Source organism: Mycoplasma todarodis, assembly GCF_004335995.1.
Taxonomy (GTDB): domain Bacteria; phylum Bacillota_I; class Bacilli_A; order Mycoplasmatales; family Metamycoplasmataceae; genus Mycoplasma_K; species Mycoplasma_K todarodis.
Genome location: NZ_PSZP01000042.1, coordinates 1 through 16,408, shown reverse-complemented (window position 1 = coordinate 16,408; position 16,408 = coordinate 1). Strand labels below are relative to the sequence as shown.

The following is a 16,408-nucleotide window of genomic DNA, read 5'->3' as shown; positions in this document are numbered from 1 at the left end:
AATTGATATTTAAGTTCTGCCATTTTGCCTCTTTCGTTTTAGTTCTTCTTTTTAAGTGAAGAATCTACCATATTTACAATATGCCTATAAAGTATAACATAATTCACTTCAAAGCAATGTATTTTTTTCATTATTTCAGCCCTTATTGTTACCACTGAAAAAGTTCAATAAATTCATGTTTTTGTACCAATTAGTTTATTTTTTAGATATTTTCCGTAACGTCAACTATCACGAACTCAAAAACAAATTTCACATATTTTGAAAAAGAATATTCTTATTTTTTTATTAACTTGTTTTTTTAATAATGTTGATAACTATTAATAAAATACTTTTTTCAATTATTTTTCCACATATTCAGCAGATAATGTAAATTTTAAAAAATGAAAAAAATAACCTCCATAAAGGTTTGTTCTAATCTTTAAAATATGTCTTTGTGGTATTATTCATATAGAATATTTTAGGTTAATTATTTTCAGTTATTTTCCGTTAATTAATACAACCTCATATATAAAGTAAAAAAATAAGAAATAAAAGGAGAAGAAATGTCGCAGAAAAAAGCTAAAAAATTTGGACTTTGGACTGCAATTTCACTTATCATTGGTTCAATTGTTGGTATTGGTATTTTCTTTAAAAATATCCCTATATTCAATAGTGCTGGAGGTAATGGAGTTGTGATTCTATTGGCTTGAATATTTGCAGGTCTTATCGCATTAGGTGCAGCACTTGCCTTTTCAGAAATTGGTACAGGTGTTCATGGTAAAGCAGGTTTATCAAATTATATTTATAAGCTTGTTGGTAAAAAATTTGGTAAATTATGTAAAATCGTAGAACCAACTTTTTATCATAGTTTATTAATATTTGCCTTGACTTGTTATGCTTCCGAAGCATTTCTTCAAGCAGTATTACCTAACACTATTAAAATTAGTACTGGTGTGCATATGGGATTTGTAATACTTCTATCAGCAAGTATTTACTTATTCTTCTGAACACTTACAATCATTTCAACTAAAGCAATCGGTATAATTCAGAACATATCAGTTATCTTAAAGTTTATACCCCTTGTTATAGTTGCTATTGTTGGTTTAACAGGCATCAACGGAATACATGATGGTAGTGTATTTACAAGTGGTCATTGAAAAACAGCTGATGGATTATCATCCCCACATGTTTCGGCCTTCTCATTCTCAGCATTAATAATGATCTTACCAGCTGCATTATTTGCATTCGATGGATTCATCCATGTTACAAACATTGCAACTGATATTGAAAATCCAAAAAGAAATGTTCCTCTTGGAATTATCATTGGTATGTCAGGAGTGCTTGTTTTATACTTAATGATTACATTAGCTCAATTAATAACAGGTCAATCTAATCCTTCGGAATTATTATCCTCTATAGTAAGCTCTACAAAAGCGAAGATGATTATAGCAAGATTACTCAATATATTTATCGCTATTGCAGCATTAGGGGTATGTAATGGATTCATAATGTCTCAAGTTAGATCTACAGAAGCAGCAATTGAAGAGAATCTTTTATTGGGTTCTAAAACATTTAAAAATAAAATGCCTAAATTATATGGTTTCACTTATACATTAATGATCTATATGATTATGGTTATCATAATTGGAATACCCGCTATAGTTATGAATTCAGATTCTATAATTGATGCTTCTTCTAATTACCCAGTATTATTCTTCTTTATACTATATACGGTATTGATAATAAGTCAAATGTTGAATAGACTTAGAATTAAAAAGTTTTCTTTCAAAAATAAAAAGATACACATTGAAAAATTTGAAAAACAAAGAGTTGAAACTAAAAATATCAACCCTTGATTGTTCTATCCGTTGGCATTTATATCAATCATCGGAATTACACTTTCTATTGGTTATGAAATATTTTACGCTTCATTATGATTAGTTATAACAAATCCAACAGGAGCAACTCATTACGGTGTATTCCATGGTTCTGCAAAAATATTAAATTATCAAGCAGCCATAATATTCTTTATAACTTTAATTACTTTCATAGCTCTTCCTATCACAATATACAAAATACAAATAAAAAGAGGGCATATAAAGCCCGAATTAAAAGAAACAAGTAAGAAGTTAACCAAACAAGATAAGAACCTATAATGGTTCTTTTTTTCTTTGTTTAATGTTTATTTTCTAGTAAAGAAAGTAAAAAAAATAACCCCGAAGGATTATTAAGATAATTAACTAGTAATTAAGCAAGTTCTACTTCAGCTCCAGCTGCTTCTAATGATGCTTTCATAGTTTCAGCTTCTTCTTTCTTCCATTAGTCCTGCTCCTGTAATTTCTTTAACTGCTTTAATAACAGCAACTTTGTTTCCACCGAATGATTTTAGTGTAACGTTAAATTCTGTTTTTTCTTCTGCTGCTACTGCAGGTCCTGCTGCTACTGCAACTGCAGTTGGGTCGATCCCGAATTCTTCTTTCATTGCATCAACAAGTTCCATAACTTCTTTGATGTTCATTTCTTTAAGTGATTCAATAAATGATTCTTTTGTTAGTTTAGCCATATTATTTAGCCTCCTCTTTTGTTTCTTCTGTTTTTTCTTCTGTTTTAACTTCTTCAGCTGCTGGTGCGGCTGCTTCTGATGTACCAATTAGGCCATCTTCTACCAATGTGTTCATTCCAACTGAAATGTATTTCAGTGGAGCCATCATTGATGTTGCAAGCATTGTAAGTGCCTCTTCTAATGAAGGAAGAGTAGCAACTTGTAATACTTCTTCTAGACCGATAACTTTACCTTCGTATGTTCCGGCTTTTAGTTTAAGAGCGTCGTGTGTTTTTGCAAACTCTGCTAAAACTTTAGCTGGTGAGATATCATCTGATTTCCCGAAAGCGAAGATGTTTGGTCCCACAAGTTCTGTGTTAATTGCTTCGATACCGTTTTCTTTAGCTGCGATTTTGAAAATTCTGTTTTTATAAACTTTTAATTCAACATCTTTTTCAGCTGAAAGGTTTCTAAGTTCTTGCAGTTCAGTAACTGTAAGTCCGTGGTATTCAGCAACAACAAGTCCTGCTGATTGAGAAATTTTTTCTGAAATTTCTTTAACTTTCATGAAACCTCCTCTTTTTGTTCTGCTCATACAAATAAAAAAATGGGTGCAAAGACCCACTCGAGAATACACTCGGCAACTTATTAAGGCTTTTGCCTGTTGCGGTCTTTATGTATGGCGTAATTATTATAGCAAAAAAAATCACGGTTTGTGTCCGTAATTTTGTTTTTTATTTTAATAAATACTTATCTGTTTCTTTCTCTTCATCTTTTTTAACTATATGAGAATCTTGAACTGTTGTCATATCTTTAAGAATGATCTCCTCTTCGATATCTTCAGCAGTATTTTCATCATTTAAGACAACTTTTAATTCATTTGTTTTTTCTTTTGCGAGTTGCGCTTGTTTGCGTTCTTCTTCTTGTTTACGTGCAAACTCTTCTTTTCTAAGTTGACTTTTTCTTTCTAATTCTTCACGTTGTTCCTTCTGAGCTTGTTCAATCAGTTTTTGTGTCGCTAATTGAGCTTCTCTTTGACGATCACGTTCTTTTTCTTCTGGTGTCCTATTATCAATCGGTTCTGAAGGTTTAATTTCTTCCACTTCTTTATCGATAATTGGTTGTTCAGTAACTTGAACTTCTTCTTGAACTTCTTCTTTAGGTTCAACTATCATTTTTTCTTGCGAAGGAATATCAGTTACTTTCACTTCTTTGTTAATAACCTCTTCAGTTTGAGGTGATTCATTTTCTTCTTCACCTGGAACAATTATAATACCCTCAAATGGAAGTAAAGATTTTGGTAATTCTGAATATCTTTTTTGACCATATGTAGAAAGTAATACTTTTCCACCCATCTTATGAGTAGTGATGTTCTTTTCTTTATTTGAGAAGTTAATCAACATATGAATTTCTTGTTCATTATGTTTCCTAATAATATGGATAACTCCTAATCCTAACTTTTGAGAAGAGATTTTATATGAACCTCTATTGAATATTTCTTTATATTCTGAAGTTTTTGATAAAGAAATTAGTTCCTTATTAAAAAGAAGTGGTGAATATTTATTAGAAAATTGTGTTTCAACATTTATTTGTTTGTAACTATTAGAAACAGGTGTTACCGTTTCTGTTGAATTTGAGAATCCACCATTCTTATCGTTGTTTCATGCCATTAATGCTCTTGCATTTATTGGGTTTTGTAAAACTTGCGCAGCCATAAATTCTTTTTCAGAAACTTTTTGATTAGCTAAAGCTCTTTTTCTTTCATGGATTGTTTGATCTTGGAAGTCATCTAATAAAGTTAATCCAATATTTTTCATACCAAGTTCATCTCCATAATAAATTGAAGATGACCCGCTAGTTGTTAGTAATAACATTGCTATTGCTTTTGCAGACTCTGCATGATATTGATTTTCATCACCTCATCTTGAAGTTATACGCCCAACTTCAGAAGAACCAAATGTTAGGATATTCCTATTTGTGTCAACCAATCTAGAAATTTTCTTAACAAGTGAACCTTGTGTGAACTTACCAATTTTATCATTACCGAATTGTTTCGAAGTTCCTAGTAAAGAGATTGAAGTTAATTGTGTGTAATCAAATACTTGTTTTTCACCAATAGTATAATCTTTAGCAGCTCATTCATCTAATTTACTTGACTTACCAATAACGATAATATTTTCATCGATTTCTTTAATTGAATTATAAAAGTTACGTAATTGTCTTAATGTTTCATCTGTCATTAATTCACCATCTGTTGAACCGTAATTAATTTGTTCAAAGTTAGTGAATACAAATCCATCAATACCAAGGTCATTTCAAAATCTAACAACTTCAATAAATTTCTTAACTGTTTCTTCACTTGTTCAATTAAGAACAACTTCTTGTGTTCTTTCATTAACTAAGTAATAAGATTTTGTTTTGTCATCGTATTGGTATTTACCTTCATTAATTTCTTCGTTAATGCTTGGTTTAAAATCAACAATATCTTTAAAAGTAAATTCTTGATTACTTGCATTCTTAAATCATTTGTGTGTATCTTTGATAGTTCCTATATTTATTTCTACCGATATTTTGATTCCGTGTTTTTTACTCAAAGAAACAACTTCTTTCAAATTATCAATTGAACCATAAGTTTTTGCAACAGATTCAAAACTTTGATCTGTATCATCAGAATATGCAGAAAGTAAGTTTGGTAAATTAATCATATCAACACCAAGATATTTAAAGTAATCAAATTTCTTAGCTAAACCTTTTAAATCTCCACATCCATTCCCTGTTGAATCCATGAAAAATTTTGGTTCAACCTCATAAAAAAATATTTTTTTGCTCATAATTAGTAGTTCTCCCTTTGTTTGTGCCCTAATTATATTATAAAAAAATAAAAAATAGGCCAATTGGCACTATTTTAATTTGATTACATGTTTAATTTGTTTGAAATAAATAACTCCTGAAACAACTGATAAAACAAGTGCTACAAATGTTACTGTATTTAATGTATAGAATGTAATACTTGTTTGATCTTGACATTTAATACAAACCGGTCAAAGAATGAATAATAATATAATTGCGATTGATTGGAAAACCGTTTTCATTTTTCCTCACATATTAGCTGCAACATTTAGGTTGTTCTTGGCAGCAATATTTCTTGAACCATCCACTAAGACATCTCTTAAAACGAATATTACAACAACTCAAACCGGAACAATATCCAATACTGCAAAAGAAATTAATGCAGATGTTGTCATAAATTTATCAGCAAGAGGATCAAATAATTTCCCAAAGGTTGTAACTGTGTTTGTTTTTCTTGCGATATAACCATCTATAAAATCTGTAATCATTGCTATTGCAAATAAAGCTCCTGAAACAGCAAATATTGTTGTTGCAGCATTCATATTTTTAAAACTCAATGATTGATTAGAGAATTTTGTTAAATAAGCTACTGCAGACATCATAGCTATAAAGGGAATGACCATTATTAATCTAGCAATCGTAAATTTGTTTGCCGTTGTCATTATTTATACTTCCTTGTTAGACGTGATTTTTGAATTCTTTTGAATTCTTTATATTTTTCTTTTTCAAGAGATTCTTCAAGTTCTTTAAAATACTTAATTTGTTCTTGATTTTTCTTTGGTCAATTATTTGATTTCTCTTTAGCTATCGCATAAAAGTTTTCCATAAGAATATCTTCTTCTTTAAGATATTGGAATCAATTAATTGTTTCAACTCTTTTAAATTCTTCTTTTGCCAAATTATTAATATCTGACATTTTTAATTTACCAACTGATGGAACAAACTCTTCAAGTTTCTTATCATTTTTTTCAACTACTAAATTTACCATTATTGCTAAATTACCAATCGCAGAATTTTTAATCTTGTCAATTTCCGCTTGTTCAGCTTTAGCTTTCTTACGTTTTTTTCTATCTAATATAGCTGAAATCACTAAAAAACCAATAACTATAGCGATTAAACCACCTAATATACCTCACATTACAGCACTATTCATAATAACCTCCTGTTTTTAAATGCATTAACTAAATTGTATCAAAAAAAGAATAAAAATAAAGGGGCAAGACCCCTTTATACACTTATAAGCCGCGTTCTGTTCCCTTGCGGGCGTTCCCCTACCATAATTTGGGTTTCTGGTTCGTGGTGTTTACCGCGTTTCATTTCCGGGTCGCCCCTTCTCGTCTCTGTGGCACTTTAGGTTCAAACTACGAGAGTTTTTCCCTGACGTCTAAGCTCAGCCTTATTGGTGCTGACACGATCACTACAACCATCGCAGGTTGTACCAGCGCGGACTTTCCTCTACAAATCAAGTTTGCAGCAGTTAACCAGTGCTCTATTATTATATATGACTTATCTCATTTTAGACATTTGTCTTTTTATTTCTTCGATTTCTTTTTTAAGACTTGAATTAGTACCTTCTTCAGTTCTAACTAATTGTGATTTTAATGTTTCAATCTCTAATTCTAATTGTTCAATTTTTTCATCCCTATCCCCTAATAGGCTAGTTTTTTCTGCTAATGTTGCTTTTTGAGTTGCAACTAACTCCTCGAACGTTCTGTAATCTTGAAGGATCTCATCTAAATATTCATCAACTTCCTTTGCGTTATATCCTGAAAGTTCTGTTGAGAATTTTTTATTTAATACAAGTTCTGATTTTAAATTTAATTTTGCCATAAGAATATTATAAAGGTATTTATAAATTTTATTAACTCTATAATCTTGCTTTCTTTTTAAAATTTGTTTTTGATTTTACATATTAGTTAGGAGGCGATAATGAAAAATAGAGGAATGTTATTAGAATCAATATTAAATACAACTATTAATTTATACCGAAAAAACAATGTTGCACTTTTCCACAAAAAAGAAATACCAATTTCATTTGGCAAAGTTATAAAGAATGGAAAGAACATTAGATTGGATAATGCTTTCATAAAATCAAAATCAACCTCTGATTATTACGGTGTATTTAAAGGGAAATTCATAGCCTTTGAAGCAAAAAGTACAAATCAAAAATCTTTACCTTTATCAAATATAAAACATCACCAACGTAAATATTTAAATGATGTTCAAAATCATGGGGGTATAGCTTTTTATATTTTTTCCTTCAAAACATATGATAAATATTTCATGATTTATGTAGATACCATTGAGAATCTACGTAAAAAATCATTTTCTTTAGATGATGCCAATGAACACGGAATAGAATTAGACCTTGTTTTTCCAGGGATATTAGACTTTTTAGCACACTTGTAAAAACGGCGAAAAAAAAGAAGGTGACTTCTTTTTAATTTCAATTAAGCTACAAGTTCTTTAAATGCTTTAGCTGGTTTGAATTTTGGAGCGTTTTTAGCTGCAATTTCAATTGTTTCTTTTGTTTGAGGGTTAATTCCAGTTCTAGCTGCTCTTGAAACTCTTTCGAATGTTCCTAGACCTGCAATAGTAACTTTGTTTCCTTCTTTAACTGACATTGTTACTGATTCAATGAACGCATTAAGCGCTCTCTCAGCGTCGGCTTTTGTTAAACCTGATTTTGTTGAAATGTTTTCAATTAGTTCTGCTTTGTTCATTTTTTTCCTTTAAGTATATAGTCAATGATTTTTTATTTGACAATACAATTATACACTCATAGAGCAACTTTTAGGTTTTTTAAATAAATAATTTTAAATAAAAAAAGTTCCTCTTGGAACTAATTATTCAGCTTTTAAATCTCTATTTCAAAATCTTTGTTGTAAATCCACTAATTTAGCACCTTCAAAAATGATTGCATATAGTGAATAAGCAAGTGGTAATTCTAAATTGTTTTCTTTACCAATTTTATATATATTCTTTAAAGCAACTAACCCTTCAACAGTTTTGTTAGTTCCCAATGCTTTTTCAGCTCCATCTCTTACGAAACTTCTACCGAATTGTCTATTTCTAGAATGATCTGACATAGCCGTAACAATTAAATCACCAACACCTGTTAGACCAATAACTGTTTTTTCTTTTCCGCCAATAGCTTTTGCAAAGATCAACATTTCATTTAATCCTCTAGTTAATAATCCAGCGATGGTATTGATACCCATACCTTCTTCAACAATCATCCCTGCTGCGATTGCTAATACATTTTTGTATGCAGCGCCAACTTCCGCACCTTTTACATCTGTTTGGACATAAACACGGAAATAAGTTGTTTTAAATAACTCTTGTACTTCTTCAGCTAATTTTTCATTAACATCAACTGCACATATAGTTGTTGGAGCTTCTTTAACGATTTCTTCAGCATGTGAAGGACCAATTAAAGAAACAACACCTCTTATATTTTTGTTTTCATTTGTTGCTAATGTCATACCTTCGTGCAATGAAAGTGAAGATTCTGGATAAAATCCTTTTGAACCATTTATTAATAATGCTTCCGAATCCATTTTTTCTTGAATTTCTTCAATAACACCCTTCATAGTAAAAGATGGTACTGCTGTCACAATATAAGATGCATTTGAAATAGCAATTTTTAAATTACTTTCAGTTTTTAATTTTGGAAGTTTAATTGTCTCAGGGAAATATTTGGTATTTTTACCATTTTCAAGTTCTTTAAGTTCTTGTTCGTCGATACCATACACAACGATATTAGTGTGTCCAGCATCAACTAATACTTTAGCTAATGATGTACCTAAAGCTCCAGAACCAATAATTGTAATTTTCTTATTCATTGAACCCTCCTTTTTTATTCTTAACGATAAGTTTAATAGGAGTCCCTTCGAAACCAAAGTATTCTCTAAATTGATTCTCTATATATCTCATGTATGTAAAGTGAGCGTAGTTTTTATTGTTCCCAAATAGAACGAATGTTGGAATTGGAGCTTCAACTTGTTTAACAAATGAAACATGGAATCTACCACCATTAAATGATGGTGCAGGTTGCATCATTTGAATATCCAGAAGCATTTCATTAAGTAATGCTGTTTTGATTCTTTTTGTTAAGTTCTCATCAACTCTTATAATTGTATCTTTCAATCTATCCAATCTAGATGAGTTGATAGCTGAAATAAATACAACTGGTGCTCATGAAAGGAATTTAAATTCTTTTCTAACGATTTTTTCATATTCATGCATTGTGTTTGTATTTTTATCAATTAAGTCTCATTTATTTATTACTAAGATAATTGGTTTCATTTTTTCCATTGCATATCCAGCAATACGAGCATCGAAATGTGAAAGTTCCTTAGTTGCATCAATAACTAATAAAGTTAAGTCAGATTCCGCAAGAGAAGCTTTAGCTCTACCAAGAGCATAGTGATCAACAGATTCAATAAGTTTTGATTTTTTACTGATTCCAGCTGTGTCAACAACACGGAATGGATGTTCATTAATATCGATATCAGCTTTAACTGAGTCTCTTGTTGTCCCAGCAATCGGTGAAACGATAGCTCTTTCTTTGTTTGAAAGTGAGTTTAATAATGAAGATTTACCAGCATTTGGTTTACCGATAATTGCAAGTTTTCTGTAATCATCTGCCACTGCATTACTAAAGTCAAGGTATGAAGAGATTTTATCTAAAACATCACCAATACCTTCACCATGAATTGCTGAAACTGGAAATACATCAAAACCAGAAGAATAAATTGAATAATCCATTTCTCTATTTCCTTCTAATTTGTTTGCAAGAATTAAAACATTCTTACCTGATTTTCTCAATAATGAAATAATAAATTCATCATCGGGGTTTAATCCATCAACACCATCAACAACCATTGCAATAACGTCAGCTTCTTCAATTGCGATTTGTGCTTGTATCTTTATTTGTTCTTGGAATGGTTTACCTTCAATAGAAATACCACCAGTGTCAATAATTTCAAATTTATTACCTGATCATTCAACATCATAGTAAAGTCTATCCCTTGTTACACCTTCTTCATCGTGAACGATAGATGATCTTTTTCCTATCAGTTTGTTTACTAATGTAGATTTACCAACGTTGGGTCTACCTACTATTGCTACTAAATTTTTATGCATAATTGCTCCTTTTACTTAACTAACTTGATTATTTCTTCAACAACTTGTTCTATTGAATAATCAGTAGTGTCTAACTTGACAGCATCTTCAACTTGCACTAAAGGACCTATCTCTCTGTTCATATCCTGGTAATCTCTATCATTAATTTCTTTTAAAATTTTATCGAAATCTGTAGAATAACCTAATTCATTATTTTGTTTAACTCTTCTGTTTGCTCTCTCTTCTGGAGATGCTCACATAAATACTTTAACTTCAGCATTTGGTAGAACAATAGAAGTAATATCTCTCCCATCCATAACTACACCTTTTTCTTCAGCCATCTTTTGTTGTTCTGAGACACATTTAGCTCTAACACTTTCGTATCTTGCTACTGTTGATGCTCCATTTGAAATAATGTCATCACGTAACTCATTAATTAATTTCTTCCCATTAAGTTCAACCACTTCATTTGGAAGAAGTTTTATCATTCCAGAAACGAAAGATTCAGAAACAGCTTTTTCATCTTGTAAATCAATTCCGTTTTGAATGGCATTGTATGCAACTGTTCTATACATTAATCCAGTGTTAATGTAGATGTAACCTAATTCTTTTGCTACTATCTTTGCTACGGTTGATTTACCTGAGCTTGCTGGCCCATCAATCGCAATATTTTTTTTATTCATTTTTCTCTCCTTTTGGTAATGAAACATATTTAAATTTCATATCTGCATGTGTTTCTTTATCTATATCTATATATTTTACTTTTGCAACTTTACCAACTTTAACTTCAGCTATAGCATTATCAAGTTCTCCTGATGAGAAATCAAAAGATTCTATATATTGCAATGATTGCATTTCATTAGATTCATTTGAATTGATTTCTTCAATAATACTTGATGCCTTTTCGATAGAAAACAATTCAGGACCATCAGTATTGTTCAAATTAATTTCACTTAATTCTTTATCTTTTTCATAAGGATACTTAAATTTGTATTCAGGAAATGCTTCTAATAATCGTGTAGTAAGTATGTTTAATTTTTCATTTTTTCATTTTTCCATACGAGTCATTTGTGTTTTCATATAAAAATTATATAAAAAAAGATACATTTATGTATCTATTTAGTACCGAATATTCTATCTCCGGCATCACCAAGTCCAGGCATAATGTATTTTTTATCATTAAGAACAGGATCTTTAGCTGCTAAGAATATCTTAACATCTGGGTGTTCTTCTTGAATTCTATCCACACCTTCTTGAACCCCAACTAAACAAACAAGTGTGATATTTGTGAATCCATCTTTTTTAAGTTGTGAAATTGCATCAGCAGCTGAAACACCTGTTGCTAACATAGGGTCAACCACAAGCATTCTTGAATCTTTAGGAACTGCAGGCATTTTGTAGAAATACTCAACAGCTTCAAATGTATCTTCATCACGATACATACCAATATGACCTATTCTTGCTTGCGGCACTAACTCTTCAATTCCTTGAACCATACCAAGTCCAGCTCTTAGGATAGGAACTATAACGATTTCTTTGTCGAAATCACAACCTTCTGCAACTGCTCCTGTAGGTGTTGTTACTGTTCTAGGTTTCATCTCGTAATCCATTAAGATTTCATATGTCATCAATGAAGCAATTTGATTTAAATTCTTTCTAAATTGTAATGATGAACATTCCTTAGATCTCATTTTTGTTAATTTTTGCTCAATAAGCGGATGCGATAATACTTTTACCATTTTAGACCTCCATTTAATGTCTTTTTATAATTTTACACTAAGATAAGTTTCTTGATTATAAAAAACCCAATTTATTTTATTTTTTTCACTAATAAAAGATAATATTTCTTATTTATAAAAAGTTGTTTTTAATTGCATAAAATACTTAAAAGCTATTTTTTTGATAAAATACATATAAGAAACAGGAGGAAGTATGAAAAAAGAAACTTTTTTATTCGCGATTGACTTAGATGGAACTCTACTTGCAGATTCAGCTAATGGCGCAATTCACGAATTAACAATTGAAGCAATTCAAAGAGCGAGAGATGAAGGCCACATAGTATGTATTATTACTGGTAGACCTTGAAGAGCAACAAAAAGCACTTATGAAAAATTAGGATTAGACACAATCGTAGGAAACTATAATGGTGCTCATATCCACAATCCATCAGATTATGACTTTAACCACTACATTAACTACTTAAACTTAAATGAAATCATGTATATCCTTGGAGATGAAAAACTTAAAGCCGCAAAATCAAACTTAGCTATTGAAGGTCCAGGTTGAGTTCAACTTGAAAAAGAAGACAAAGATTTAGCTAGAGTATTTGGTTTTAATACAGCATCAAAATTAAGAATTGGTATTGATATTGAAAAATTACCATTAAAACCAACAGGTATCATCTTTGATACAAAAGAGGGTGTTAATGTACCCGAACTAAAAGATTACCTAACAAGAAAATACGGTGATTTAGCTGAGTTCTCTTCATGATCAAAAGGTGAAGGATTAACACCAGTCTTTGATATTACTGGAGTTGGTGTTCAAAAATCTAAAGTAATTTCATTACTTTCAAGATACTATGATGTTGATATTGATAATGTTGTTGCATTTGGTGATGGTTATAATGATGTTTCAATGTTTGGTGTTGCTGGTATTGGTGTTGCTATGGCAAACTCTTCAAAAGATATTCAAAAAGAAGCGTTAGTCGTTACAAAGAAAACTAATAAAGAAGGTGGTGTTGGTCATTTCATCAACCACTTCCTTGACAACACAGAAAAAGAAGTTGCTAGATTTGCTAAAATTAGAAAAAGAAAATTTGAACGTAAAGAAAAAATTACTCCTTCTCATTAATAAAATAAAAAAAAGAACACATGTTCTTTTTTTTATTTATATTCATTCATCAAGATTCCGCCAGCAATAGCTACATTAAGAGATTCAAATTCTATTGGTATGTATACTTTCATGTCAGACTTATCAATCATTGTTTGGTCAATACCTTGACCTTCATTACCCATAATAAGTGCAAATCTTTCAGGAATTTCAACTTCATTATAAGCTTTTGCTTCTTTATCAAGTAATGATGCGATAATTGTGTGATCATTTAAGAAGTTTAAAGCTTCTTTAGTATGAATTAAATTTATTTTAAATATTGCCCCTTGAGATGATCTTAATGATTTATCAGAGAAGGGATCAGCACCTTGAACTATTACATCAGTGAAATTAAATGCTTTTGCTGTTCTTATTAGTGTTCCAACATTTCCTGGATCTTGAACATTTCTAAGAACCAAAACCTTGTTCCCTAATTCCCGTTCAGATGGTTTTCTACAAACAGCAACGATACTTTGTGGAGTTACAGCCCCAGTTATCTTTTTCATAACGGTTTCAGAAACTAAAATCCCCTCAATTTGTGGGTCTGTTGTAATATATTCAACAACATTGCCGGTTGCTGTTGCTTCATTAACAATATTGTGACCTTCAACTAAAAATAACCCTGAATTCATTCTTCCTTTTTTAGTTAATAATCTCGCTCATTGTTTTACTCTTGAATTTTCAAGTGATTTTATCATTTCTCTCATTTTACTTACCTCTACTCATCCAACATTTTACTGTCGGCTCGTAGTTCCTTTCTTAGTTCTTTTCAATTTGGTACGAACTTTTCCACTTCAGCTCAAAAATTAACTGAATGATTTGGTTCTTTATTATGTGCTAACTCATGAACAATAACATAATTGATAACACTTTCTCTATAATGAGCTAATTTTGTAGAAAAAATAATTCTTTTCTCATTAACGTAATTCGATCCTCATGTACTTGTTTTGTAAACAAATTTATTGGTGTGTGGCGGTACTTCCATAATTTTTTCAAAATACATTTGTTTTTTCTTTATGTATTTTGTTGTTTGTTCCTTTAAAATTTTCTTTATGTTTTTCTCAGTCCTATCATCAGAATTATCTGGAGCTTTAATATAAATTTTATTATCCATAATTTCTATTTTTGTCCTTGAAAACCCAGATAACCTGATAATTTTATACTTCTTCCCAAAAAGAAAAATAAAATCTTCTTTTAATGAATACAATTCATTTACCTTAACTTTCTTTGAATGTTCATAAAATTTAAGGGCATGTTGGTCTACAAATACCTTAATTTCCACTAAAGTTAGGTTTTTAGGCGCAGAGCACACTACTTTTGCTCCATCCATCTTCAAGTACATATTTTTATTGTTTGTTCTTTTGATGTCTATTTTGAATATTTTTCTATCGAAGTAGTAAGTTAAGGTTTCCATTAAATAATTATAAAGAAAAAAGACACTAATTTTCTTAGTATCCGTTTAAAACTCTTTCATAGTTAACTCTATTTTTTTCAATATAGAATTTTTCAATTTCAGTTTCTTCTAAACCAGCTAATTTACCCATACCCATATAGATACCAAATGCTTTAGCTAATTGTTCTTTTGTAAATTTTGAATTAAGTTTTGATGTTTCTTCAAATAGTGTTGATAATTGAATATTTTGATCTTCTGAAACAATAATTGGATCAACAACTGGGCTACCTCCAGCTTTCAATGTTAATGAAAGAAAGAAGTGAATCCCATCAACAAACTCTTCTTTAATGTGATCTTCATTAATATCCATAGTTTTCTTTCAATATTTGAAAGGCCTGATTTCATTTGCGAATTCTCCAATTTCGACAATTAGTGCAACAAGCTTTCTATTTGTTAAATCTTCATTTTCAACCCCATGAGCTTCTTCTATGTTTCTATCAAGCTCGGATTGCATATTTAGTATTCTTGTAAAGTCCATATAAACATTTTACATAAAAATTATTTTAATGCTGCTTTAGCTTCTTCAACAATCAGTTTAAATGTTTCTGGTTGGTGGATTGCAAGTTCTGATAACATTTTTCTGTTAACTGTAATATCAGCTTTTTTAAGTCCATTGATGAATCTTGAGTAAGTTAGTCCCATTGGTCTAACTGCTGCGTTAATACGCGCAATTCATAATTTTCTAAAGTTTCTTTTAACTTGTTTTCTATCTCTGAACGCATATGTTCATGATTTAACAACTTGTTGCTTAGCAACTTTGAAACCGATTGATTTGTGTCCTCAGTACCCTTTAGCAAGTTTTAGTCATCTTTTTCTTCTTGCTCTTGTAACTGTTCCGCCTTTAACTCTAGCCATTAGTTACCTCCTAGTACAATCCCTTAAGTCTTTTCATGTCACCTTTTGACATAAGATCAGACTTACGAGATTGCCTTTTTTGTTTTGTTGATTTATTTTGTGCAAGGTGAGATCTATATGCTTGACCTCTTTTAACTTTTCCAGTACCTGTCACTTTAATACGCTTTGTTACAGCCTTGTTATCCCTTTGAATATACATATCTAAGAACCTAGAGTTTAGTTGAGGTTGCTTTGTAATCATTGCAACATCTTCAACTTCTGCAAAGAATCTTTTAAGAGTTTCGTGTCCAAGCTCTTGACGAGCCATTTCACGTCCTCTAAATTTAAGAGAAACTTTAACTCTATCTCCAGCAAGAATAAATTCTTTTGCTTTTTTAGCTTTAACTTTAAGATCGTGGTCACCAATCATTGGTGTTAATCTTACTTCCCTATTGTTTGTAACAACTTGGTTAGCTTTAGCTTCTTTCCTTTTCTTCTTACGTTCATATTTGAACTTTCCGTAGTCAAGGATTTTTGCTACAGGCTGTTTAGGGTTTGGTGAGATGATAACTAAATCAAATCCTTGTTCCTTAGCCTTTTCAATTGCTGCCCTTGTTGGCATAACTCCTAATTTTTCACCATCGTTACCGATGACAAATACCTTAGGAAAGGGTATGTCTCTATTTACTAAATGCTCTGCTTTAGGTTTTTTTCTATTATGAATTCTAGCGATAATAAGCTCCTTCTATTGTAAA

The 16,408-nt window shown here is 30.6% G+C and carries 20 protein-coding genes and 1 other RNA gene; 3 read left to right on the top strand and 18 right to left on the bottom strand.

What is annotated here, in order from left to right:
- The first annotated feature begins 542 nt into the window (after positions 1-542).
- Positions 543-2,135, top strand: coding sequence for an APC family permease (locus C4B25_RS04075; protein ID WP_131613808.1), 1,593 nt, complete (start codon positions 543-545; stop codon positions 2,133-2,135).
- Positions 2,136-2,215: 80 nt separating this feature from the next.
- Here the strand turns inward: C4B25_RS04075 and C4B25_RS04070 are convergent, their stop codons facing one another.
- From C4B25_RS04070 to C4B25_RS04040, 7 genes are all read right to left on the bottom strand, one after another.
- On the bottom strand, positions 2,216-2,542 hold the full coding sequence (locus tag C4B25_RS04070) for a ribosomal protein bL12 (protein ID WP_472793369.1): 327 nt from the start codon (positions 2,540-2,542) through the stop codon (positions 2,216-2,218).
- A 1-nt stretch (position 2,543) separates the two neighbouring features.
- Positions 2,544-3,089, bottom strand: coding sequence for a 50S ribosomal protein L10 (gene rplJ, locus C4B25_RS04065; protein ID WP_246004297.1), 546 nt, complete (start codon positions 3,087-3,089; stop codon positions 2,544-2,546).
- A 166-nt stretch (positions 3,090-3,255) separates the two neighbouring features.
- On the bottom strand, positions 3,256-5,352 hold the full coding sequence (locus C4B25_RS04060; protein ID WP_131613804.1) for an alpha-amylase family glycosyl hydrolase: 2,097 nt from the start codon (positions 5,350-5,352) through the stop codon (positions 3,256-3,258).
- 69 nt (positions 5,353-5,421) lie between these two features.
- On the bottom strand, positions 5,422-6,033 hold the full coding sequence (gene pgsA / locus C4B25_RS04055) for a CDP-diacylglycerol--glycerol-3-phosphate 3-phosphatidyltransferase (protein ID WP_131613803.1): 612 nt from the start codon (positions 6,031-6,033) through the stop codon (positions 5,422-5,424).
- Positions 6,033-6,524 carry an MHJ_0274 family protein gene (locus C4B25_RS04050; protein WP_131613801.1) on the bottom strand — a complete coding sequence of 164 codons (492 nt, stop codon included), beginning with the start codon at positions 6,522-6,524 and terminating at the stop codon, positions 6,033-6,035. Before C4B25_RS04050 ends, pgsA begins: the two co-directional genes overlap by 1 nt.
- Before the next feature lie 80 nt (positions 6,525-6,604).
- An RNA gene (gene rnpB / locus C4B25_RS04045) (RNase P RNA component class B) lies at positions 6,605-6,852 on the bottom strand.
- 25 nt (positions 6,853-6,877) lie between these two features.
- Complete coding sequence (locus C4B25_RS04040; protein WP_131613800.1) at positions 6,878-7,201, bottom strand: DivIVA domain-containing protein; 324 nt, start codon at positions 7,199-7,201, stop codon at positions 6,878-6,880.
- A 99-nt stretch (positions 7,202-7,300) separates the two neighbouring features.
- On the opposite strand from C4B25_RS04040, the gene recU reads away from it, so the two are divergent.
- Positions 7,301-7,780, top strand: a complete 480-nt coding sequence (gene recU, locus C4B25_RS04035; RefSeq protein ID WP_131613798.1) for a Holliday junction resolvase RecU — start codon at positions 7,301-7,303, stop codon at positions 7,778-7,780.
- Between the two features lie 41 nt (positions 7,781-7,821).
- Here the strand turns inward: recU and C4B25_RS04030 are convergent, their stop codons facing one another.
- The 6 genes from C4B25_RS04030 to upp all read right to left on the bottom strand — a co-directional run bounded on the left by C4B25_RS04030 (position 7,822) and on the right by upp (position 12,237).
- Positions 7,822-8,094 (bottom strand): HU family DNA-binding protein, encoded by a 273-nt coding sequence (locus C4B25_RS04030; RefSeq protein ID WP_131613796.1) that lies wholly within the window; start codon positions 8,092-8,094, stop codon positions 7,822-7,824.
- 123 nt (positions 8,095-8,217) lie between these two features.
- Entirely contained in the window at positions 8,218-9,216 is a 999-nt protein-coding gene (locus C4B25_RS04025; protein ID WP_131613794.1) for an NAD(P)H-dependent glycerol-3-phosphate dehydrogenase, read from the bottom strand.
- Positions 9,209-10,519, bottom strand: coding sequence for a ribosome biogenesis GTPase Der (gene der, locus C4B25_RS04020; protein ID WP_131613792.1), 1,311 nt, complete (start codon positions 10,517-10,519; stop codon positions 9,209-9,211). Before der ends, C4B25_RS04025 begins: the two co-directional genes overlap by 8 nt.
- 11 nt (positions 10,520-10,530) lie before the next feature.
- Positions 10,531-11,181: a (d)CMP kinase gene (gene cmk / locus C4B25_RS04015; RefSeq protein WP_131613791.1), complete on the bottom strand. Its 651-nt coding sequence runs from the start codon at positions 11,179-11,181 to the stop codon at positions 10,531-10,533.
- On the bottom strand, positions 11,174-11,578 hold the full coding sequence (locus C4B25_RS04010; RefSeq protein WP_131613789.1) for a hypothetical protein: 405 nt from the start codon (positions 11,576-11,578) through the stop codon (positions 11,174-11,176). The genes cmk and C4B25_RS04010 overlap by 8 nt, the downstream gene beginning before the upstream one ends.
- Positions 11,579-11,613: 35 nt before the next feature.
- Entirely contained in the window at positions 11,614-12,237 is a 624-nt protein-coding gene (gene upp / locus C4B25_RS04005) for a uracil phosphoribosyltransferase (RefSeq protein ID WP_131613787.1), read from the bottom strand.
- 193 nt (positions 12,238-12,430) lie between these two features.
- On the opposite strand from upp, the gene C4B25_RS04000 reads away from it, so the two are divergent.
- Positions 12,431-13,348, top strand: coding sequence for a Cof-type HAD-IIB family hydrolase (locus C4B25_RS04000; protein ID WP_131613785.1), 918 nt, complete (start codon positions 12,431-12,433; stop codon positions 13,346-13,348).
- A 32-nt stretch (positions 13,349-13,380) separates the two neighbouring features.
- Here the strand turns inward: C4B25_RS04000 and C4B25_RS03995 are convergent, their stop codons facing one another.
- The 5 genes from C4B25_RS03995 to infC are packed head-to-tail and all read right to left on the bottom strand — an operon-like array spanning position 13,381 to position 16,344.
- Positions 13,381-14,073 carry a TrmH family RNA methyltransferase gene (locus tag C4B25_RS03995; protein ID WP_131613783.1) on the bottom strand — a complete coding sequence of 231 codons (693 nt, stop codon included), beginning with the start codon at positions 14,071-14,073 and terminating at the stop codon, positions 13,381-13,383.
- Between the two features lie 11 nt (positions 14,074-14,084).
- Positions 14,085-14,780, bottom strand: coding sequence for a M48 family metallopeptidase (locus C4B25_RS03990; protein WP_131613781.1), 696 nt, complete (start codon positions 14,778-14,780; stop codon positions 14,085-14,087).
- A gap of 34 nt (positions 14,781-14,814) precedes the next feature.
- The gene (locus C4B25_RS03985) at positions 14,815-15,297 is read right to left on the bottom strand and encodes a dUTP diphosphatase (RefSeq protein WP_131613779.1); all 483 of its coding nucleotides are present in this window, start codon (positions 15,295-15,297) and stop codon (positions 14,815-14,817) included.
- 20 nt (positions 15,298-15,317) lie between these two features.
- Positions 15,318-15,674, bottom strand: a complete 357-nt coding sequence (gene rplT / locus C4B25_RS03980; protein ID WP_131613777.1) for a 50S ribosomal protein L20 — start codon at positions 15,672-15,674, stop codon at positions 15,318-15,320.
- A 10-nt stretch (positions 15,675-15,684) separates the two neighbouring features.
- Positions 15,685-16,344 carry a translation initiation factor IF-3 gene (infC, locus tag C4B25_RS04920; RefSeq protein ID WP_131613776.1) on the bottom strand — a complete coding sequence of 220 codons (660 nt, stop codon included), beginning with the start codon at positions 16,342-16,344 and terminating at the stop codon, positions 15,685-15,687.
- Positions 16,345-16,408: the final 64 nt, after the last annotated feature.